Below are 21281 nucleotides of genomic sequence, written 5' to 3' on the forward strand. Positions count from 1 at the left end.
CTCAGATTCGCTTCGGATCGAATAGAGTGAGTTCTTCGACGCGCGTATTCAACTTCGATGCCGCCTCTGCAAGATTGTCACGGTTGCCCTCCAGCCCGAGAAGCATGGTTCTCTCTCGTTCACTCTCTGGGAGGCACTGAGCGAGGGCTCGAGCGGCGCTCCAGAAGGTCGGCGTAGCGCCCATCCCCGTCGCTGCCAAGAGCTCTTCCAGTTCCTTTCGACGACCTGTATCCCAGAGCTGGCATGCCGCGTGTAGCGCATCAACCAAAGTGGGAGATGGGCCGATTCTTATGTTCTTTCTCTCATGAGGTCCGAGTACCGAAAAGTTCGAACCAAGCTGCTTCACGATGCCCCCAGGCCGAGAGAGGTGACTCAGATCGACATCGAAGGCTCTTTCTAGTTTGTACGCTTCATCGGCTGGGATTGACGCCGTCAGATACGCCCAACGCCACGTCAAATAGAAGAGCGACTCAGGGTCTAGACCTGTCAATGAGTCGGCGCCCAGAAGGCGTCTCATGGCGTGACGCGCGACTGCCTGCCGCGAGAGAACCATCAAGTCTGCGACGTCAACCTCCTCACCAGAGAGTCGCACGATTCTTGAATACTGGGCAAACACTTCAAAGGCTGGGCCGATGGCAGAAACGAAGTAGTCGGCTCCAACCAATCCCATCTCCTCGAACGCATCGAGCCGTTCCGCGATGCGCGTCTCGAGGGCACGCACGATGTCGTCGTAGAACCCTTCGGTGTGGGCCTGCTGCGGACGACAAACGAGCACCACCGAGGAGCCAAGGACTGCGCTGATTTGCGCCGTACTGCGCGCCGCACGCTCGGAGCGCATGGGCCACGACGTTGACACCACGAGGCCGGCGGTTCGGAGTGCGCGCAGCAGACGCTCCCACGCCGCAACGTCAGTGTGAGCAAAGACGATGGAGACGATGCCGTCCGGCTTAACCACGCGCGCCATCTCGTTGAGAGCACGCTGGAGCCGTGTCTCAAACTCTTCGTGGGAAATGTATTCTGGCGATTTCTTATCTGCTCGGGTTTCTATGACCTCTTGCTGCTTCGGGGTCAACGGAACGGCGAAGACGCCAGGATGCAGGTGGCCGACGCTTCGCTTTAGCCAAACATAGAAGAAGTCGGAGAGGTCTCCGTACTGGATTGCGTCGTAGTAGGGGGGATCAACCACGACAGCGTCGAACGTGCCGTTGGGAAAGGGCAGGTGCTGAGCGTCGCCGCGCTGCACTACCGCCGGAGTCGAGCCGGTCGAGGAACAGTGTTCAAGAGCCAAGCGGATCCAGCGGACCGCGCCTTCCCAACTTCCGGAGCCTGCCCCGAAAGGATCCGGTTCTACATAATCCCAAACCATGGCTATCGCCTGCCTCGGAAAGGTATGGGCGACAGCTTCCAGCGTCGGAAGCCAACTAGTGAAAGATGAGTTGTAGTCGGCGGTTCGATCTACACAAAGCGCGAGAAGAGTGGACACTGCCACAGCGCGGTCCGCGTCCATGCCCTCCGCAATCATCTGTTCGTGCGCGCCGCGGACAGCTTGACAGAGGGAACCAAGAACGTAGAGCTGGCGATCGTTGAACAAACCGCGGAAGGTGTCGATACCGTAAACAAGGTTTCCATAGCGCCGGTACTGCGACTTCACCATAGGCTCATCCGGCAGGGCGCTCGTACCATCTGGAGTCTCCTTGAGCTCGCCGAGCCGGGCCTGTGCCAGCGCCTCCGCGCCTTCAATTTCGGAAGGTCGCGGCATCCGATAAGTCCGGACGCGACCTTCGATTTCTAGGACGGCATAGAGACGGCGACCGAAGCCGACCCTCTTCCCGTAATCGCGGACGGCCTTGGCTTCCGACGATGAACCGCACGCGGGGCAAGTTACGGAACTCGCCTTAACGGTCCCGATCGACAGGTCGACATCTTTGGGCGCGGGATCAGAACGCACGATCAAATCGATTTCGTCCGGCTTGGCTGCCACTTCGACCCACGAAGAGCGCCGGGAACTGCGGGCGAGCCAATATGACGAAAGGAGTGGAATCGCGACCTTGCAGGAAGGGTTGGCGCATATCATTGTGCGGGTCCAGAAGTAGATTGCGGGTGAACGCCCTTTCTCGTCAGCAGGAAAGACTCCCTTGAGCTGTGGCTCCACATGAGCTCGCACCCACGCCGCCCATCGCACCAAGTCATCCACGAGAGTGTTAGTGCCGCGCTCGTCCATCTGTCCGAAACGCTGCGGATACTCGAGAACACAGCGCTCAATTAGATGAGCCACCGGATTGAGATCGACGGCAGTAGTCTCGCAGCCGAGGCGGAGCGCCTCGAGAGGTATGGAGCCGCCGCCAGCGAAGCAGTCGAGAACCTTTGGTGGTCGATCCGGGTAGGCACCGGCGAGCAGCTTCCGAAGTGGGTCAATACGCGCCTGGCTCACCGAAGCCTCGAAGGAAGAGGCATGGGCGAGTAGATCAAGTATCTCCTTGCGGCGAACCGCATCTCCTGGATCCGGCATGAGCGTGCCGAAAACCACAGCGCGACTCATGACCAAAGGACGCCGCGCCCACCACAGGTGCATCGTCGAGATGTGCCCGTGACGAAGAGACTTCTCGCGTGCAGACTCAGTGTTTATCACCGCAAGCGGCAGCGCCTCCTCTATGAGACGACGGTCACTCATCAATTCCGCCTTCTGCTGCATCAATGACGGGTTCCGGATCGACCCGATACCGGACATCGAGCGAGGGTCGCCAAGCCCCAGCAAGGGTCTGCGCAGGATTCTGCACGCGGTAGAGACGCGGCGACGGGGTGCCGCAGTCGAGAACAACGTACAGCCAGTAGTCGTCCCCGAGTTCCTGCGACTTCGCGAACTCGCTCCAAGTCAACTCAACGCGCGCAACGCCTGCCCTTCCCTTCACTTCGATACAACGTCTCTCTAGGCTGCGCGTCGAAAGCAAGTCGAATCCGACGTTGTCGGCCTCAACGCTGATGCAGTCGGCATGACGTTCCTTCCGCTCGTAGCGCATGGACACGTCAACGGCGATTCGTTCGATCTCGTCGTCGGTTTGGCGGGGCTTGCCAACTGGTTTCTGCACCTCTCCATCACGGGGGAGCGGCAGAAGAAGCATTCCACCGACGACCACAACAGGTCCGCGGTTCACGGTCCTTGTTCGTTCCGCCTCTTCCAATCGCTGCCGTCTGCGCAGCTCGTGCTGCGCCTTCGTCAGTTCCACCTTGCGTAGTCGTCCCTCTGCACCGGACACGCCTCGTTCTACCTCTTCCTCCCCAGCGATCAGAGCCGTTTCCGCCTGCGCAAGCAAGGCATTGAAGGATCTCCTAAGGAAGTCCTCCTGAATGGATGCGACTCTCGTGCGCTCTTCGGCGGTTTCTTGGTAGACGTCTTCGAAGAGATGTTGGCGCGACCACATCACCAACTCGGGTGCGTCCGGCGAGATCGCGGTGGTCACTTCATTACTTGCAGGCCGAACCTCTTCGGTCGTAGGGACGTAGTCGAATAAGGGCCGGCTCGGAGCTCTCTCGAAACCACCCTCCCTGGTCACTCGAGCGGAAGTGAGACTGCGCCGCACGACCTCGCCGTTTCCATCGATAACGTCCGAGACCAGCATCCGGATTACGGACGGTTCCGTAGCGTCCGGGTCGAAGAAAACAGCTCCTTTCGCCACGGCCGATTGCGTTCGCTGAATCACGAAGTCGACAAGAGCATCAAAGAGCGGATGGCCGGGCCCACACAACTCAGCCTGAGGCAAGGCGGCCTCGTCCTCTAATCGCGGCTTTAGAGCGAGAGACTTGTCGAACGTTAACCTCTCGTACGTGCTAGCGATCTGTCGCGTGGCACCGGCTGTTCGGCTCTGCGCGACGAGAATGTCGGGAGTTCGCTCGACTCGGAGTGTTCCGTCGAGTCTCTTTGAGACCCTGCCGCCAGCGAATGCAATCGCATCGGTCAGGAACCGCTCGAAGTAACTGGGAGGCAGGCGACGCTCCTCAGCTCTTGCATGCCGGGCGCGCTCCATCTGCCAGTCGAGATGGTGCTGCGCCAACGCATCTTGAAGAAGTTCTTGGGCGCGCGCTAGAGAGGCAGGGTCGGCCTCGCTTCCACCGAGCCGTTCTGCAGCCTCCTCGCGAGTGATCTCTCGAGCAAGAACCGCTTCAAGTAGGTCGCGCAACTTGTAGCCGGCGAAGGTGCCCCCGATGACGTCGAAGACCTTGTCGCCGAGGAGATACCCCATGCGCACCATCTTGTCGAGGAGGATCTTGAGGACGTAGCCCTCACGCGTATTGCTGGCGACCAAGTTGAAGATGTACACGTCTTCCGTTTGACCGATCCGGTGGATGCGACCCATGCGCTGCTCGAGTCGATTCGGGTTCCAGGGGATGTCGTAGTTGACCATCAAATGGCAGAACTGAAGGTTGATACCTTCTCCGGCGGCCTCGGTGGCGACCATGATCTGTGCCTTCTCGCGGAAGTAGCGCTCCTGAGCGATGCGATCCGCGAGTTTCAAGCCACCGTGGATAACTGCGACTTCGAAGTCTTTCTGTAAGTTCTCGACGAGATATTCGAGGGTGTCTTTGTGCTCGGTGAAGATCAGAAGTTGCTTGCGTCGATCTTCCTTCAAGCCCTGCGTTTGGACAACGTCAAGGAGTTCCGTCAACTTGCGTTCAACACGCTTCCCTTCAACCTCTTCTGCAAGACTCAGCAGCGGTCCGAGAGCCTCGCGCTCCGCTTCGAGCTCCGCGATCGTATCGGGAAGCCATTCCTCAAGAGCCTTCTCCTCCAACTTCCATAGGTCTTCCTCGTCGTAGTCTTCGATGTCTTCACCTTCGGGAAGAACTGAAGTCTGAAAGACCTTCTTCTTCTTCAGATACTCCTCGGGATCGGCAAGGGCTTTTTCGATGCGCTCGATGCGACGCTCCAGCGTGCGGCGGATGGCTCGAACGCTCGAGGCGACGCGACGCTGCATCGTTGTGAGAGCGAAACCTGCGGTCGTCCGTCCTGAGTCGCCACGGATCGCCGCCAGTTTGGTCGAGACGAAATCCGTGACCGCCTCGTAGAGATCCCACTCCGCACCCTCAAGCTCGTACGCGACTGTCTGCGGATGCCGGGGCTTGAAGAGATCGTTCCCCGACATGTCCTTCATCTCTTCCTTGGGTACCTTGCGGAAGGTACGCGGAGGAATCTCCACCTTCTTAGGGCACCGATCGCCAAACGCGTCGAGATCCAAGAGCCTGAGCAAGGCCCAGAAGCTTCCGTCATCGCCCTTGTGCGGCGTTGCGGTCATGAGAACGAGACGGTGGCTTCGGCGACTAACCACCTCTGCGGCCTGATATCGCTGACTCTTTCGATTGATGAATCCCTTGCCGTCCACGTACGCCGTGAACCCATGCGCCTCATCGATGACAGCGAGGTCCCAATCGCGCTGAGATGACTCGAACGCTTCGAGCGCGCGCTCCGTGCGAAGGAAATCGCGACTAACGATGATGCGGTCGTAGAGATCCCATGGGTTCTCAGTGGCGGAAGCGTCGAAGTGAACGGCTTCGAGTTGCTGGAAGTTGAGTTGAAATCGGTCCGCAAGCTCGCGCGCCCACTGTGGGCGAAGGTTAGCTGGCGTGACGATCAAGATCCGGTCGCCGGCGCGGCGCAGGATCAACTCCTTCATGTACAGGCCGGCCATGATCGTCTTGCCCGCGCCGGGGTCGTCGGCGAGTAGATACCGAAGCCGCGGCTCGCGAAGGAAGTGGTCGTAGACGGCTTCGAGCTGGTGCGGCAGTGGCTGCACGTTCGAAACCGCCAGGGCAGCCATCTCGTAAGCAAAGGCGATCTGAATTCGATGCGCTTCAATCCCTAGCCGGAACTCGTTGGGGTCGCCGTCGAAGAGGAGCTCAGTTCGCTGCTCGACGATTTCGATGCCGTCGAGCTCAGACTCCGCGAGCGTCAGCCCCCCAAGTCCGGAGGCGGCCTTATAGACGAACTCCCAGTACGGGCCGGGGGAGACCGCGATGAGCGATACGACTTCCGGGCGCCCTCGGAAGCGGACCTGCGCGCCCGGCTTAAGTCGTTCGAGATCAACTGCCATCTGTTCCCGTTCTAGACAAATCCCAGGTCCCCGCTATCGTCCTCAACCCTTCCCGCGATGGGAGGAGTGTGCCATGTCGACCCCAAGCCCACCTCGGCTCGCGGTCGCCTACCTTAGGTACCTGGGCGAGTTGGGCCGAGAAGCCGATCCCGCAGGCCAGAAGGCGTTCGACGCCGTTCGCAACAGGCTAACACCCAAGGACGACATCGAGGAAAGAGCCTTCGACCTCGCAGCCCGAGCTCTTCGCCTCGCACGCAATGGGTCGAGGTCCCGGTCGTCTTGTGTTCATGAAATATGACCCGATCTGCTGCGTGGCCGTTGTGGGCCGGGTCGCGAGACGCTGGGCTTGATGGATCCGGGTGATGCGAGCGCATGGAGCCATCCACATCTTGACCGGATCCTGTGCACCAGCCGCAAGGTCCTCGCGCCGCTCTATGAGGTCAGGCCGAGCGTGGCCGTGCTTGACCGCGATACGGGGGAACTGCGCGAGACGCGCGCCGAACCTGACGGCATTCTGCGTTTTCGAAGGCACGGGCGAAACAGCCTGGGGCAGGAGGTTCGTACCCGTCGCAGCGCGCAGCGCCGATGTGCACAGGCGGATGATCCTTGATCTCGATGTGATTCCTTCGCCGGGAGGCGAGACGGCGGTCGCGATTGCATGCTTCCGTCGAGTGGCCACTTCTTCCCGGCGCGCAAGAAATCGTGTACGCACAACGCTTCGCGGCGCGCGTCACCAAGAGATCGCCCTCTCCCTCGCGCGCGCGGAAAGCCTCGTTCACGAGCCCCGACGTCTGCGCGGCTACGCCTCGATGGTGATGACGGGTCTGCGTTTGCGAGTCCAGTCCGCGCGTCGCCACGACCCTTCCTGCCTCGACCACGTCATCGGCGGGCGCAACGCAGTCGCCTTCCCCCGGCGATACAGCTCGGCCGGCCTCCCGCCGGTCTCGGACGGGACGACCCGCTTGCCGGCCGACCGCACGAAGTCTTCCGTCCCAGGCACCTTCTGTCTGAAGTTCGCAGGATCCAAGGTCTGTCCCCACACCGCTTCGGCGATCTCGCGGAGTTCGGACAACCGGAACAGCTCTTTCAGGAAGGCCATCGCCTGCGCGCTGCGCTCGACCGACGAGCGCGCGCGAGCAACACCGTCGGACAGGATCGCGGCATGATCGAAAGCCAGGTCCACCTTCTTGATCGCGTTCACGGGCACCAGGCGCGCGCGCGGCGATTCGCCGCCGCCGCGCGGTCGATACCCTGACGACGGCGAGGAGGACGCATGACGCTGCAAGCACTCGTTGACCGGTACGCCGGCATCACTCCGCCGGATCTGGCCGCGCGACATGAGGGAGCGATGCTCGGCCTGGCCGTCGGCAACCTCCTCGGCGTCCCGGTGGAGTTCGACACCAAGGCGCGCCTCGCCGCGCGATACCCCGACGGTCTGCGCGAGATCGCCTCATCACTGCGCGACGAGCCGTGGGGCGACGACCTCGCACAGGCGATCGTCCTTGCCGAGGCGATCGTTGAAGACGGAGAGCCTGGCGCCCGACACGCTGGCTCGACGCGTCCTGCGATGGCAGGACGAGAACGGTCATGGGATCGGGGCGCTCACCGCGGAGGTTCTCCGCAAACTGCGCGCGGGGACGCCACCATCCGACGCAGCGCGCATCGTGTGGGGAGAATCGGGGCGCCAGAGCGCGGGAAACGGCGCGGTGATGCGTTGTGCTCCCGTCCGCGCTGCGATGGAGGACGGAGCCGTTTCATGGCCCGGCGTCGCGTGAGCCGCCAATCCCTTGAACTCGACGCGTCGGTCTGGTAGGCTTGCTTCACCCTAGGGGTGAAGAGGAGATGCCAAGCCGTTGCGGGTCGAGTTCGCGGACGACGGTTTACGTCGGCTCTACGAGGAGCCTGCATTCCATGACCCCAAACTCGGCCCCGATGTCACGAAGCAGTTTCGCAAGAAGGTCAACTTCCTCATCGCAGCTCATGATGAACGAGACCTCCGCAACTACAAGGCCCTCCACTTCGAGAAGTTGGCTGGGTCCAGAACCGGTCAGAGTTCCATTCGGCTCAACGACCAATGGCGGCTCATCTTGCGGATCAAGGAGGACGAGCAGGGCAGGCTCATCGTTGTCGTTGAGATCGTTGACTACCACTAGGGAGGAGGTACCGACATGATTGCAATCCCGAGGTCTTCTGAGGTATTTCCGCCCGGCGAGTACCTGAGGGATGAGTTGAACGAGCGGGGTTGGACCGAGAGCGAATTCGCTCGGATCATCGACCGTCCCGCTCAGGCTGTCTCTGAGATCCTTAACGGAAAGAAGGAGATCACAGCGGAAACGGCAGTGGCGCTGAGCGAGGCGTTGGGCACGAGTGCGGAACTGTGGTTGAACCTGCAGGCCGCCTACCGACTCCACGTCGCCAGGTCTCGACTGTCCGGCGACGATCGGATCGCACGTCGCTCTCGTCTTCGCTCGCTAATCCCTGTGCGAGAGGCGCAGAAGCGCGGATGGTTGCCGGACACCGAAGACTTGGACACCCTTGAAGATGCGGTCTGCGACTTCCTCGGTCTTTCAAGCATCGACGAGCAGCCGAACTTCACGGCCGCGGCGCGACGCTCCAATCTTGATTACCCGTTCAGCCCCGTGCAGACCGCGTGGATCGCTCAAGTGAAGCGCCGGGGCTCCCGGACGGGGATGAAACCGTTCAATCGCAAGGGAATCGAGAGGCTCGCTTTGCAGATAGTTGGTCGAATCCACGACCCCGCTGATCTGGGGGACCTTGACAACTGGCTGGCGGATTGCGGAGTTGCAATGGCAGTTGAACTCCCGCTCAAAGGCAGCAAGATTGATGGGGTCTCGCTGTTTCCGAAGGGAGCAAACCCAATCGTTGGACTCTCCACGCGCGGGGACCGGCTCGACAGCTTCGTCTTCACGGTTCTTCACGAACTCGCTCATATCGTCCTCGGGCATGTGAATCCCGGCGAGGTGCAGCTCGACGAGGATCTTTCGCCGGAGACCAACGGAGGTCGAGAGGGTGCAGCGAACGAGTTGGCTGCCTCGTGGATCTTCCCAGATGGTCTGGACATGGGAACGACCAAACCTACGATGACGCAGATCCAAAACGCCGCGCGCGAGCACAACGTTCATCCGAGTTTTGTCATCGGGCGCCTTCAGCGGTTGGGTGTCCTGGCGTGGAGTGACTTCCGACGGTCTATCCCAAAGGTGCGACCGCACCTTCACCTCGACCCATCGGCGGTGTCAGGGTAATGAACACGCCTTTCCGTGCGAACCCCGAGTGACCGGCGTGATCGCGCCGTTTCGCTCGGTCTGCCGGGACTTGCGTTGGCGCTTCGCGCGCGCAGAATCGCCCTGGGAGGTCTCGAAAGGCCGTGCTACCGTCAGTCACGTGATCGACTGGTCTTCGTGCCCTGAGGTGGAGCGTGATGCCGAGCGCGTTAGTGGCGCATGGGTGTTCCGAGGTACTCGTGTTCCCATCGCCGCTCTCTTCGAGAACCTCGAAGACGGCGCGCCGGTTGGCCGGTTTCTCGAATGGTTCCCCGGCGTGACTCTTGCCCAGGTGCGCGCCGTGCTTGAACACGCGGCGCGTAGCGCCCTCACCCCGGCCTGAGTGCGCGTCCTTTTCGATCAAGGTACGCCGTCGCCCTTGCGGAACCATCTGTCGCACCACGAAGTCACGAGTGCGTACACGTATCGCTATCGTCGTGCCGGGCACGACGAGTTGGCCGCGGATCTAAGTGGCGGCGTCGGATTTCGAGCTTGCGTGCTTTAGAAGCCGGCGGCGACTGTCCCTGGAGCTTCGCTCGGGAAAAGGTCAGCGTTGTTGATGTTCCGCGGTCCAGTGACGACATGACTCTGCACATACAGAGACTGCGCCCCGAAGCTGATTTGGACAGCAGGCCCGATGGGTTCGCCGTGAATCCTGATCGCGATCGCCTTTCGTATGAACGCTGATAGCGATTCGCCGGTGACACGCGCCGACGATTCGAGTTCATCGAGCTCTGCGGTGGATAGGCGGAACGAGACGACTTCCGTGGTCGTCTTGGCCACGGTGATCGCGGATGCTTCTTCGCTCCACTCGCCCGCGTTGCGGCGATGTTCGTAAAGCTCTTGCTCCGCGCTCGGCTTCTTTCGCGTCTTGCTCATGATTGCCTCCGGTACCAAGCCTCGTCTTCGGGCTCGGCTCTCCAACCAGTTATCGCTCGCCAGATTCCTTCGCGTGGAGTCTGCACGATACAGACCACCCAAATCGCGCCACCGCTATCGGGACCGATCATCTGGTGAGTCGCCGCCCTTCCCTTCAGATTCTCTCTGAACTTCGGTGCCTCCTGCGCCACCTGAAGGACCGCCTGCCTTCCGAGGCCTCGGCCGCCGAGGTGGGAGGGTTGTGATCGTCCCAGTCCCAGCCATCGATCTGCATGTCCCTTGACCTCGTGTATGACGGTTGTATACTAGCGTATGACAGACAAGCGAGCAATCCTGGAGGCCGCGATGGAGATCGAATTTCTGGCCCTGGCAAACCATGCCGAGGCGGTCAACGGACTTCTCTATCTAACCGGCGTCGGCTGGAACGAGGTCTCCGTGAATGCCCCCGCGGACCAACCGATCCTGCACCACTTCGGGATCGGAGTTTCGATCCTAGTGGGATGGAACGACACGAACCGCCCTATCCCCGTCGAGCTCCGGCTGGAAGGGGAGGACGGTCAACTCGAACTTGCCAAGGTAGAGGGCGAAGTTAATGTCGGCCGGGCGCCGACGGTGAAGCCGGGAAGCGATCAGAGGGCCGTGCTCGCGCTCAACATCAACACGCAGTTCCCCACTCGCGGCGGATATCGGGTCGTCTGCCGCGTCAACCGTGACGACCAGAAGATGCGCAGCTACAGCTTCGTCGTGAAGTGATTGACGCTGTAACACCTGAACGGCCGACTCTCCGTGTCTTCCTCAGGCGTGGCCTTCGCGGTTGGTTCGACGAATGGGCGCTCCTACCCGACGTGCGCTCCAACTCCGAACACCGCTCGACGCGCCGCGTCGCCTGCGGGAACCCCGATCCACCAGTCCGGGGACGTTTTCGTTGGGGGTTTCTCAACAGGAACAGGCCCCACCTCCGGCGAAGTCTCGCCGGACCATTCCCGGAGGAGGCACCGTGCGTCGTCGTCTGCGCTTGGCTCTGCTGGTTTCTGCGGTCGTTGCGGCGGGTTCTCCCGGCGCGCGCGCGACCCCCGTCGAAGACGCGGCCGGCTGCGATCCCATCGACCCCGCTGCGTGCTTGATGCCGTGGCCGAATGACTTCTTCACCAGGCCGGATCCGGTGATGCCGACCGGCGTACGGCTTCACCTCGCAGCGGCGCAGATGCCACGCAACGTTGCCGGCGTTCCCATCGACCCTACGGACTACAACCGCAACGACGGCTTCTCCCCCGGTACGCCGATCGTGACCAGGGTTCCCGGACTCGACACGCCGGAAGCCTTCGCGAACACCAACCCCGTGACGCTGCTGAATCTGACCCGCTACGCGGACGCCGCGACGCCGATCGTTGTGATCGATGCTGCCACGGGCGAGCGCCGGCCGATCTGGACGGAGCTCGATCGCTCCGAAGAACTCGACGGAACCCTGCCCTCGCCGGCCGACACAACCCTCATCATTCGACCGGCGGTCAACTTCGCCGAGGGTCACCGCTACATCGTCGCGCTGCGAGATCTGCGCGACGCGAACAACGCGGTCCTTTCCGCGCAGCCGGAGTTCAAGGCCTTTCGTGACGGGACGGGGCCGGGCGCGCGCCAGGCCCATTTCAACGAGCTGTTCGCGACCCTCGGCGCGGCGAGCATCGAGCGCGACGACCTCTATCTCGCCTGGGACTTCACGGTGGCGAGCGGCACGAACCTCACCGAGCGGATGCTCTCGATCCGCGACGACGCCTTCGCGCAGCTCGGGGACACGACCCTCGCGGATGGCCTGGTGCAAGGTGCTTCACCGCGGTTTGTCGTCGATAGCGTCACGCAAGAACTCCCCTGCACCCCGTCGGTGGACGTCGACGTGCCGCCGGTGAGCTGCGACGCGCAGGGCGACCTCGACGCGCGCCTGTACCGCCATGTTGAGGGACGCATTCTCGTCCCGTGCTATCTGAACCAACCCGGCTGCCCCACCGGATCGCGGTTCCTCTACACCACGCCGGATGCGACGCTTCCCATACGCATTCCCGGCAGCATGGCCGCCGCGCCGTTCCAGTGCAACATCCCCAAAGACGCGGCAACCGGCACGCGGTTCCGCCCATCCTTGTACGGTCACGGACTGTTCGGATCGGCCGACGAGGTCAACTCCGGCAAGCTCTACGACCTGGCGCAGTACGGGTTGATGTTCTGCGCCACCGATTGGGCCGGCATGGCGTCCGAAGACGTCCCCAACGGAGTGTCCGTTCTTGCCGACATCGGCCGGTTCTCGACGCTCGCCGACCGCATGCAGCAGGGAATGCTGAACTTCCTGTACCTGGGGCGCGCCATGATCCACCCGGACGGCTTCTGCGCCGATACGGCGTTCCAGTCGAACAGTGAGTGCGTGATGGACACATCGCACCTGTACTACAACGGCGGGAGCCAGGGCGGCATCGTGGGGGGCGCGCTCGCTGCGGTTGCGCCGGACTTCACGCGCGCGCACCTGGGCGTTCCGGGAATGAACTACTCCACCTTGTTGCAGCGCAGCTCGGACTTTGACACCTTCGCCGAGGTCATGTACCGCACGTACCCGAGCCGCCTGGAGCGCCAGCTCCTGTTCGCACTGATCCAGACGCTGTGGGATCGCGGGGAGTCCAACGGATACGCGGGTCACATCACACGCGATCCACTTCCCAATACGCCGCAGCATCACGTGCTGATGACGCCGGCCTTCGGCGATCATCAAGTGACGAACTGGGCGACCGATGTGATGGCGCGCACACTGGGAGTCGCGATGCGCGTTCCGGCGACCGACCCCGGCCGTCACCCGGCCGGTGTCAACGCCTACTGGGGGATCCCGGCCATCGGGGAGTATCCGTTCGCCGGCAGCGCCATGGTGGTTGGGGAGATCGGACCCTTGCGCACGGAGAGCGGACGGACGAAGGGCACCACGCCACCACCGGTGGACAACAACGCCAACCGCGCCGGCGTCGATCCGCATGGTCCGGACTGGAGCGAGCAAGAGGACGGATACCTTGCGATCGGGACGTTCCTGAGCCCCGACGGCTACCTGCCGGCCGTGTGCGGAGAGGGGCCGTGTTACCTCGACGGCTGGTCGGGCCCATAGCGGACGATGAAGCCCGGCCGGACACGAGTCGTGCGGCCGGTTGTACGCGGCACGTGAACGGGATCCGACCGCAAGGATGTTGACCTGAAGGTGATGCTAGGGGGTTGCGATGACCAGATCATGCAGGACCGGAGGCATCCGCGCGCGGGCTTCACGGAGCGGGTTGCTCCTGTTCGCAGTCGCGCTTCCCATGCTTGTCCCGACGGCGGGTCGCTCCGACGCGCCGACGCTTCGGGTGGGCGTGGGGCAGACAGACATCACCTGGCACGTGGGCGGCGACCGACTGCGTCAGGTCCAGCCGGACCTCCCGTCGGACCCGACGAGGTTCGCGGGTCTGCATACGACGCCGCACGCCAAGGCCATCGTGATCGACGGGCCCGAGCGCATCGCCATGGTGCGGACCGACACGATTCTCATCACCGGGGATATGCACGAGGCCGTCGCTCAGCGCGTTGCCGCGCTCGGCATCGCCCCAGACCACCTCATGCTCGCAGCGACGCACACCCATGTGTCCAATAACGGGATGTTCCCGCATCCGGCGCACGGCGCCTTCTACCGGTCGTCCGATCCACGCGAGTACAGCTTCCTCGCGAACCGCATCGCGGATGCGGTCGCCACGGCTGTTCGCAACTTGCGCCCGGCAACGCTTGCGGTCGGCTCCGGGAATGTCACGCTTCCCGGCCTCAACCGGCGCTACACGAATCGCGAGAAACTCGGCGCGCGCCCCTATGCCAACGATCTCGAGCGAATCGACCCGGAACTCGGGGTGCTGAGATTCGACGACGCGCGCACCGGCGCGCCTATCGCGATCGTGATGAATTACGGCCTCCACCCGGTGGTTCTGATCGACAACCCGCTCGTCTCGGCCGACTTCGTTGCGTTCGCCGAGCGGGGTGTTGAAGAAGGTCTTGCCGGTGAGAACGGCTCCCCGTTGGCCATGTGGTTCAACGGCGCCCAGGGCGATCAGGATCCGATCTATGTTCGATATTCCTACCCCGAGGCGGAGTGGACGGGTCGGGTGTTTGCGCACGAGGCAACGCGCGTCGCGCGCAGCCTCGTCCCCGAGCCGATCCTGCGCGCGGCGGTTGCCGCGAAGATCATTCCGGTGCCGCCGCCGGGAACGCCGGTCGCCTCGTGGCAGCCGGCCGGACCGCGAGTTCCTGCGGCCGGTCCCTCGTCGCTGCTCATTCCCACCTCTGTGCGGCTCGAGGCCATCACGCTCTCGACGGCGTCCGCCTCGACCGTGTTCATGTCGTGGCCGGGGGAGCCCATCCGCGATATCGGAATCTCTCTGAAGACCGCGGCGCGCAACCTCGGGTTCGACAAGGCGTTCGTCCTCGGTCTCGCCAACGATTGGGGAGGCTATTTCACGACCCCGGAGGAGTACGACCGGGGCGGATACGAAGCGGAGACATTCAGCTTCTACGGACGCGAAGCGGGGCCGTACATCCAGCATCATCTGATCGACTTGGTGCGATCGCTCGCACTGGGTACGCCGATCGAGCAGGTTCCGTTGCCGCCGTCCGCCCAAGCAGATCGGGTGTTCATCTCCGCGATTGCGACAGCGGCGCTGGCGGCCGGCGGGCCGCTCGCTTCGACTGAGGCGCCTCCGCCCGACGGTGAAGTGACCGTCGTGACGCAGCCATCCTCGGTCGCGCGCCCCGGTGTGACCACCTTCGAATGGAATGGAGCCTCGCCCGAGGTTGCCAGGGGGTGGATACCGAAGGTCGAGGTGCAGCGCCGAACCGACACCGGGTTCGTGACGGTGTCGCGGGAGGGGACGGGCGACCTGCTCCTGTATCAATCCACTCCCGCTCCCGGCGACCATCATTGGAGAGCGGTGTGGGAGGCGCTCCCCGACACCCCGGCGGGCGTGTACCGGGTATTCGTGGAGGGTCGCCGCCAGGGTTCGGGGGCCGATGTTTCGTACACGCTTGTGTCGCAGACCTTCGAGGTGTCGGCGTGCGCGTGCCTGGAGCCTGGAGCCGTTCAGGCCGAGCGTGTCGACGGCCGCCATCGCCTTTCTGTGACGGCCTCGTATCCGAACGTGGTTGGTGGGTTCCGGCTCATTGTGCCGCGCGTCGCGAGTGGGCGCGCAATCGTGGACGTGATCCGAGACGGTGTCGGCATCGACACGCTGAGTCTCCCGTTCGTCTCGCGCATCGAACCCGTCGATCGCACGGTGATGGTTCATGATGTATCCGGCGAGGATCTCCCCGTGGCAATCACGGAGCCGACGCAAGTTGGCTCCTATGCGGGTGAGTGGACGGGGCCCGAGGACGTGAGCTTCCGGCTGGTGCGCATCGAAGACGAGGACGGCAACTCGAACTAAGCGACGGTGGTGACGCAAGTTCCAAGCAGGATCATCCGCCCCGACGGTGAATAGACCGGGCGGGTAGCAACCGAGGAGGAGGACGAAGCACCATGCGTCGAGGCCTGCGCCCTACACTTGCCGCGCTTGCGGCCGTCTTGTCCGTCACCGGTCTTGCCGTCGCCGACGCCACCCCCGGGTTCGCTGGAGGCGCGCGACCTGCGCTCTTTCGGGTTGGCGCGGCTGTTCGTTCGGTCACGCCGACCGTCGCGACGTTCGCCGGTGGTTCCGATCCCTCGCCGCCGATTACCGACGTGCACGATCCGCTGTCGGCGCGCGCCTTGTATGTATCCAATGGCACGCGCTCGATCGCCTTCGCCGTCATCGATTCGCAAGCGATGTTTGCCTCGTACCAGGAGGGGCCGTTCGGGCTCACGAACATCCGCAGCGAAGCAGCCGCCGCGATCACTGCCGCAGGACTTCCCGCGATGACCCAGGCGGACATCATCATCCAGGGAACGCATTCCCACGCAGCGCCGACTGCGGAGGGGATCTGGGGACCGGTTCCCTTGCCGTACCTGAGGCAGCTGCACGACGAGACGCTTGCCGCGATCGTGGATGCGGCCGCTGCCGCGCGCTCCGCGTATCTGCAGTGGGGCACGATCGACGTCGAGCAGATGGCCGCGATCGACATCCCGCAGAACAACTTCCCGGGGTGGGAGCAGGACGGGCAAATGTCGGTGCTGCGCGCGCTCGACCCCGAAACCGGCACGACAACCGCGTCGTTCGTGAACGTGCCGCTGCACCCCGCAACCGTTCTCGGCGCTTCGGCCAAGGTGTTGAGCGCGGACATCTACGGCGACATGCGCGATGCCCTTGAGTCCAAGCTCGGCGGCGTGGCAGTCGTCGGGCCGGCGACGCTCGGGCGTGGGCAAGCGCCGGTCGAGAACGGCAAGACGCTCGCTCACTTCGCGAACACGGAATGGTACGCGCGCGCGCTGACCGGCATGGCGACACAGGCGCTCGCAGGCGCGCGCTGGATTACCGACTCGACGATCGCAAGTGCGGAGTCCTTCATTCAGATTCCAGCCACGAACCCCGTGGTCAATGCCTTGCTCGCCTACAACGACGCGTGGGCACTTCCGGACGAGCAGAAGCAGGCCTTGTTCGACGCGAGCGGTATCTACCCCCTCGATCGCGACAACACAGCGCCGTACCGGACCGGACCGGTTCTTGGCACGTGGCTTACCGCAGTACGGCTCGGCGGACTTGTGTTCACGAGTATGCCCGGCGAGCCGTTCCCCGAAATCCGTTTCGCGATGGAGGCCGCGACGCACGACGACGAAACGATCGTCAGTCTTTCCAAGGGCCAAGATGATCTCGGCTACTTCTATCCGTCGTGGGCCTATCCGGCCGGCTGGGTCTACCAGACCGATACTTCCCTATTCAACGTCGGTCCGCAGATGGGGGATCAGGTCATCAACGAGCAGCTCTCTAACATCTCCAAGCTCGGCTTCATTACCGACATGGGCTTCGGAATGCCCGCGCGCTTCCGGCCGACGCAGATTCTGCGACCGGCCTTGCAGGGGATCGCATCACCGCCGGCCGGTTCGGCCGGACCCGATGGCACGTTCACGACGACGCTGCAAGCCATGTATGCGCCGGCGGTCGTGAACGGCAACCCGCTGGACGGCACCGTTCACTGGGACTTCGGCGACGGAACCACCGCCGATACCCCAGCGATGATCCGGGACGGCGACGGAACCGGCCTTCCGCAACTCTTCACGCACACCTTTGCGCCCGGCACGTACACGGTGCGACTCTCCGCGAAGGACACAAAGGGCAACCCAGCGCGATGGGAGCTTGTCGTGCGCGTCCACCCGCGGCTCGACGCAAGGATCCACGTGAAGGCGATTGGTCCGCACACCTTCGAGTTGCGCGGGGAGGGGGAAGGCGGCGACGGCAACATCCTGGCTATGCGTTGGCTCTTCCCCGATGGCGCGACGGCGGAGGGCGAGGTCGTGACGCACACGTTCGAGGCGGGTGTCGATCCTTCCGCGACGCTCACCGTCACTGACGGAACGGGAACACAAGCCGCAGACGACTGGGCGAACTGAATCGGCCTCGCTGGTGAACCGCTTTTGACTTAGGGAGTTCCCATGAAGACTCGTCAACGTGTTGCGGCTCTTGCTCTTCTTTTGTATGCGCTCGTCTCGCTCCCATCGTCCGCTGCCGCAGCCGCGGGCGGCCAGCAGTACGTGGCGATGGCCGACGGTACCGAACTTGCCGTCTGGGTGAACTTCCCGAAGGGCTACGACGGGAGTTCGCAACTGCCCGCGATCTTCGAGTACGACGGGTACGACGGTGGTGGTCAACCTTCGTACTACGGGCAGTTCATCGACACGAGTTCATACGTCACGGTTCACGCGGGCGTGCGAGGAGCGGGCTGTTCGAACGGCGACTTCTCGCTGTTCAGCGAGCAGCAGGCCCAGGACGGAGCAACGCTGGTGGAGTGGATCGCCCGGCAGTCTTGGTCCAACGGGGATGTCGGGATCTACGGCCACTCCTATTCCGCGACGATGGGCTTGCTCGTCGCTGCGCAACGCCCACCACACCTTCGCGCTCTGACGGTGGACGGCGTCATGGACGATCTCTACCGCGACCTCGTGTATCCCGGCGGCGTGGCCAACTCGGGCTTCCCGATCCTCTGGCTTGGCGTTTCGCGGCCGCAGCAGGAGCACCAGGGCGCGACGTACAACGACACGCAATGGGGCGACTATCGCTGCCTTCAGCATGTGCTCCAACGAAACCCTGTCCCCGAGCTGCTGGCAGGTCAGCCGCAGGAGTCGGCGTACGTTCAAGGCGAGCTCGGATACGAGGACAACTCTTGGTGGCACAACCACGCGATCCGTTCCATCGTGGGCAACATCGAGGTTCCATTGCAGATCACCGGAGGAACCCAGGACGAGCAAACGCTCTCTCGGGGGCCGGCGATCATGTTCCAGCAGGCGCAGCCGGCCGCCAAGCAACTGCTGCTGACGAACGGCGATCACAACTCGTTTTGGCTCTTGCGTGATCACGACATCCTCGCCGCGCGTCAGGCCTGGCTCGACCACTACGTCCGCGGTGTCGACAATGGGATTGAGTCTCAACCCCGCGTGCGCTTCTTCTTCGAGGGGCACCGGGTGACCGGCGGGACAGCACACACCGGATGGGTCGGTGGCGACGACTTCCCGTTGCCGCAGACCGAGTGGCGCCGGTACTACGCAAACGACGAAGGTGCGCTCACCACTACCACGCCCACTGCCTCCGGCAGCGACACATATCTCTCGGGCACGCACCGCAATGAGTACGACGTCATGTCGCTCGACAGCCCGAACGGCCACTACCAGGGTCAAGAAGTTGCGACGGCAGACGGTCCCGATCAGGTCGTGTACCGCTCGGCACCGTTCGAGCAGTCGACTGCCGTCGCCGGGCCGCTGGTTGCGACGGTATGGGCCACGCTTACGGCGCCCGATGCCGAGTTCTACGTACGCGTCGCCGACGAAGGGCCCGATGGGTCGTTGAGCTTGCTCAATCGAGGCTTCCTGAAAGCCTCGCACCGCGCGCTCGATGCCGAACGATCGTTCTTTGACGGCGACGTGATGTATCGCCCGTGGCATCCGCACACCAACACGACCACGGCGCTGGTCACCCCAGGCCAAGTCAATCGCTACGATATCGAGGTCTGGCCGATCGAGAACATCTTCCGTCCCGGCCACCGCGTGGTGATGATCGTCTCGGCACCTCCCGTGCAGGAGGGCTACGACACGTACCAGCCGCGCACTGCTCCCGGACTCGTGATCGTTGCGCACGACCCAGAGCACCCGACCAACCTCCTCGTGCCGATCGTACCGACGCCCGCAGATCTTGGTCCGCCGGTGGCGTGCGGAGAGCAGGTTGCCGTCAAGTGCGGCATCCCGGGACAGATCCCGGACTTTCCCCAGCCCTCGATCTCAACGCGACATGGAGCGAAGGACGGTGCGCCGCGCGGAGTGGGACGGTGAGCCGTCTCACGAAGACGACCGGCTCTGTGAGGTCTCTTCGTGCAATCGGCGGTGCGACCGTTCTCGCGACGGTGGTGGCTATTCTGCCGGCCGCATACGCTCCGGCCTCGGAGTCGAACCCCATTCACTGGAGCTTCGAGAGCGGAACCCTCGACGGCTGGACGATCATGCCGGGATCCACGGCGAACTCATCCTTTCCATGCCAGTCTCCCCAGTTGACTGGGCTGGTCGCGAGACCATCCGGGTCCACCAGCGGGATGTTCACGCGCGACGCGTGAATCGCCGTCCGCTGGACTTCGTAGACGCCTCCCGCGAGGTCGCCGGTCTTGTAGGCGGGCGGGACCAGATACGGCGCGCGCGAGCCGGAGATCGTGATCCGGATCCGGTGCCCGGCGCGGACGCGCGCGAGCGTTGCGGGGATCTCGATGTCCAAGCGCGTGACCTGTCCCGGCACGAGCGCCTTCTCGGCGGCCTTTGTCATCGGGTGGTAGGGGGCGATGAGTTTGCCGTCCACCACCCAGCTCCGGGAGCCATCGACCTCTCGCATGGAGCCCAACAGCGCGCCGGTGGCAAGCGGCCGGGAGGAGCCGTCCGTCGAGACGTCGTCGAGCGTCACCACGAACTCTGCGTCGGTCGTGGTTGAGGTTGCCTTCCCAGCACGGCCGATTGCACCGGATTGGCTGGGCGTCAGCCCACCGGGAAAAAAGAAGAGAGGGGGGCCGTGGGCTTGTGCCCCCCTCTCGACTTTCCTTCTTCCTTACAGGGGTAGCGGCTTCCAGTAAGCCCCTTGCGCCTTCGGCCAGTGGCCGGACAGGTGGCAGTTCCAGCAAGAGCCCTTCTCGTCCGCCGTCTCTCCGTCATGGCAGTAGTTACACGAGGTCTTGCCGACGCCTTCGGCGTCGCCGAGCGGGATCTCCGCGCCCAGCAGAGTCGCGTGGATCGAGTGGAGGTTGCCGGTGGTCGCTGTGGCAACGTCACCCGCCGAGGCGGCTGCGATGAACTTGAAGTTGTGGCAGCTCGAGCAGCCGACGATGCCGCCTCCGTCGATCTTCTCTTTGCCCGAGACGGGGTCGATGTGGCTCGTGACCGGCAAGCCGCGGTCGACTGCGACCTTAAGGCTGTGACAGACCCCGCAGCCCTCGCTTGCCGTGTCGCCCGACTCCGCCTTGAACATCGTGGCGTGCGCCGTGGTGTTCTCTGGGTTGTTCAACAGATCCCACGGGTACTGGTTGCCCTCGTACACCGGGGTCTCGCCCAGGGCGTTCGTGAACCCAGGGGATGAAATGGGCGCCCGCAGCGCTTCGATGTTTGCGCTGTGGCACGTGCTCTGACAGTCCGCGTTGTTCGACGTGGACCAGTTTCTCGGCTTCAGGGGCCCTTCGTGGGTCAGCGTGTGCTGACGTGTCCATATCCCGTAGCCCTCGCGAGATATAACCGGAAGTTGTGGATGCGTGGTTTGAACAAAGACGCGGCGTACCCTTCCTTCGACTGAAAGCGATGTCGGAGGCCGGTGCTCGAACACCGGCAGGAAGGAGTACGCCAGTGCTCAAG

Annotated in this window: 16 protein-coding genes; 10 read left to right on the forward strand and 6 right to left on the reverse strand. The window is 63.4% G+C overall.

Annotated features, from left to right (window positions below; translation table 11 throughout):
* Window position 1 precedes the first annotated feature (1 nt).
* Window positions 2-2692, reverse strand: coding sequence for a DUF1156 domain-containing protein (locus tag WDA27_07820; protein ID MFA5890843.1), 2691 nt, complete (start codon window positions 2690-2692; stop codon window positions 2-4).
* Window positions 2664-6083, reverse strand: a complete 3420-nt coding sequence (locus tag WDA27_07825) for a helicase-related protein (GenBank protein ID MFA5890844.1) — start codon at window positions 6081-6083, stop codon at window positions 2664-2666. The genes WDA27_07820 and WDA27_07825 overlap by 29 nt, the downstream gene beginning before the upstream one ends.
* Window positions 6084-6432: 349 nt before the next feature.
* On the opposite strand from WDA27_07825, the gene WDA27_07830 reads away from it, so the two are divergent.
* A complete protein-coding gene (locus WDA27_07830) occupies window positions 6433-6693 on the forward strand; it encodes a hypothetical protein (GenBank protein MFA5890845.1) in 261 nt (86 codons plus the stop codon).
* A gap of 189 nt (window positions 6694-6882) precedes the next feature.
* On the opposite strand, the gene WDA27_07835 is transcribed toward WDA27_07830, so the two are convergent.
* A complete protein-coding gene (locus WDA27_07835) occupies window positions 6883-7284 on the reverse strand; it encodes a hypothetical protein (GenBank protein ID MFA5890846.1) in 402 nt (133 codons plus the stop codon).
* 72 nt (window positions 7285-7356) lie between these two features.
* Here WDA27_07835 and WDA27_07840 point away from each other — a divergent pair, with 72 nt between their 5' ends.
* The 4 genes from WDA27_07840 to WDA27_07855 are packed head-to-tail and all read left to right on the forward strand — an operon-like array spanning window position 7357 to window position 9707.
* Window positions 7357-7896 (forward strand): ADP-ribosylglycohydrolase family protein, encoded by a 540-nt coding sequence (locus tag WDA27_07840; protein MFA5890847.1) that lies wholly within the window; start codon window positions 7357-7359, stop codon window positions 7894-7896.
* 40 nt (window positions 7897-7936) lie between these two features.
* Window positions 7937-8236, forward strand: a complete 300-nt coding sequence (locus tag WDA27_07845) for a type II toxin-antitoxin system RelE/ParE family toxin (GenBank protein MFA5890848.1) — start codon at window positions 7937-7939, stop codon at window positions 8234-8236.
* 15 nt (window positions 8237-8251) lie between these two features.
* Window positions 8252-9346, forward strand: coding sequence for a HigA family addiction module antitoxin (locus tag WDA27_07850; protein ID MFA5890849.1), 1095 nt, complete (start codon window positions 8252-8254; stop codon window positions 9344-9346).
* 28 nt (window positions 9347-9374) lie between these two features.
* The gene (locus WDA27_07855) at window positions 9375-9707 is read left to right on the forward strand and encodes a DUF433 domain-containing protein (GenBank protein ID MFA5890850.1); all 333 of its coding nucleotides are present in this window, start codon (window positions 9375-9377) and stop codon (window positions 9705-9707) included.
* A 158-nt stretch (window positions 9708-9865) separates the two neighbouring features.
* On the opposite strand, the gene WDA27_07860 is transcribed toward WDA27_07855, so the two are convergent.
* Window positions 9866-10243: a hypothetical protein gene (locus tag WDA27_07860; GenBank protein ID MFA5890851.1), complete on the reverse strand. Its 378-nt coding sequence runs from the start codon at window positions 10241-10243 to the stop codon at window positions 9866-9868.
* A 312-nt stretch (window positions 10244-10555) separates the two neighbouring features.
* On the opposite strand from WDA27_07860, the gene WDA27_07865 reads away from it, so the two are divergent.
* The 5 genes from WDA27_07865 (at window position 10556) to WDA27_07885 (ending at window position 19730) form a co-directional block, all read left to right on the forward strand.
* Window positions 10556-10996 (forward strand): hypothetical protein, encoded by a 441-nt coding sequence (locus tag WDA27_07865; GenBank protein MFA5890852.1) that lies wholly within the window; start codon window positions 10556-10558, stop codon window positions 10994-10996.
* Between the two features lie 244 nt (window positions 10997-11240).
* Window positions 11241-13373 (forward strand): hypothetical protein, encoded by a 2133-nt coding sequence (locus WDA27_07870; protein ID MFA5890853.1) that lies wholly within the window; start codon window positions 11241-11243, stop codon window positions 13371-13373.
* Window positions 13374-13482: 109 nt separating this feature from the next.
* Entirely contained in the window at window positions 13483-15705 is a 2223-nt protein-coding gene (locus WDA27_07875; GenBank protein MFA5890854.1) for a neutral/alkaline non-lysosomal ceramidase N-terminal domain-containing protein, read from the forward strand.
* A 92-nt stretch (window positions 15706-15797) separates the two neighbouring features.
* On the forward strand, window positions 15798-17801 hold the full coding sequence (locus WDA27_07880; protein MFA5890855.1) for a PKD domain-containing protein: 2004 nt from the start codon (window positions 15798-15800) through the stop codon (window positions 17799-17801).
* A 42-nt stretch (window positions 17802-17843) separates the two neighbouring features.
* Window positions 17844-19730 (forward strand): CocE/NonD family hydrolase, encoded by a 1887-nt coding sequence (locus tag WDA27_07885; protein MFA5890856.1) that lies wholly within the window; start codon window positions 17844-17846, stop codon window positions 19728-19730.
* A 124-nt stretch (window positions 19731-19854) separates the two neighbouring features.
* On the opposite strand, the gene WDA27_07890 is transcribed toward WDA27_07885, so the two are convergent.
* Window positions 19855-20421, reverse strand: coding sequence for a CocE/NonD family hydrolase C-terminal non-catalytic domain-containing protein (locus WDA27_07890; protein ID MFA5890857.1), 567 nt, complete (start codon window positions 20419-20421; stop codon window positions 19855-19857).
* 66 nt (window positions 20422-20487) lie between these two features.
* Window positions 20488-20973: a cytochrome c3 family protein gene (locus tag WDA27_07895; protein MFA5890858.1), complete on the reverse strand. Its 486-nt coding sequence runs from the start codon at window positions 20971-20973 to the stop codon at window positions 20488-20490.
* Between the last annotated feature and the right edge of the window lie 308 nt (window positions 20974-21281).

The sequence above is a fragment of the Actinomycetota bacterium genome, from assembly GCA_041658565.1.
In the GTDB taxonomy this organism is placed as follows: domain Bacteria; phylum Actinomycetota; class AC-67; order AC-67; family AC-67; genus JBAZZY01.

Excerpts from the sequence above, each read along its gene's own strand:
- WDA27_07820 (MFA5890843.1), bottom strand. The coding sequence starts at position 2,692 with ATGCAGCAGAAGGCGGAATTGATGAGTGACCGTCGTCTCATAGAGGAG.
- WDA27_07825 (MFA5890844.1), bottom strand. The coding sequence starts at position 6,083 with ATGGCAGTTGATCTCGAACGACTTAAGCCGGGCGCGCAGGTCCGCTTC.
- WDA27_07830 (MFA5890845.1), top strand. The coding sequence starts at position 6,433 with ATGGATCCGGGTGATGCGAGCGCATGGAGCCATCCACATCTTGACCGG.
- WDA27_07840 (MFA5890847.1), top strand. The coding sequence starts at position 7,357 with ATGACGCTGCAAGCACTCGTTGACCGGTACGCCGGCATCACTCCGCCG.
- WDA27_07850 (MFA5890849.1), top strand. The coding sequence starts at position 8,252 with ATGATTGCAATCCCGAGGTCTTCTGAGGTATTTCCGCCCGGCGAGTAC.
- WDA27_07860 (MFA5890851.1), bottom strand. The coding sequence starts at position 10,243 with ATGAGCAAGACGCGAAAGAAGCCGAGCGCGGAGCAAGAGCTTTACGAA.
- WDA27_07865 (MFA5890852.1), top strand. The coding sequence starts at position 10,556 with ATGACAGACAAGCGAGCAATCCTGGAGGCCGCGATGGAGATCGAATTT.
- WDA27_07875 (MFA5890854.1), top strand. The coding sequence starts at position 13,483 with ATGACCAGATCATGCAGGACCGGAGGCATCCGCGCGCGGGCTTCACGG.
- WDA27_07880 (MFA5890855.1), top strand. The coding sequence starts at position 15,798 with ATGCGTCGAGGCCTGCGCCCTACACTTGCCGCGCTTGCGGCCGTCTTG.
- WDA27_07885 (MFA5890856.1), top strand. The coding sequence starts at position 17,844 with ATGAAGACTCGTCAACGTGTTGCGGCTCTTGCTCTTCTTTTGTATGCG.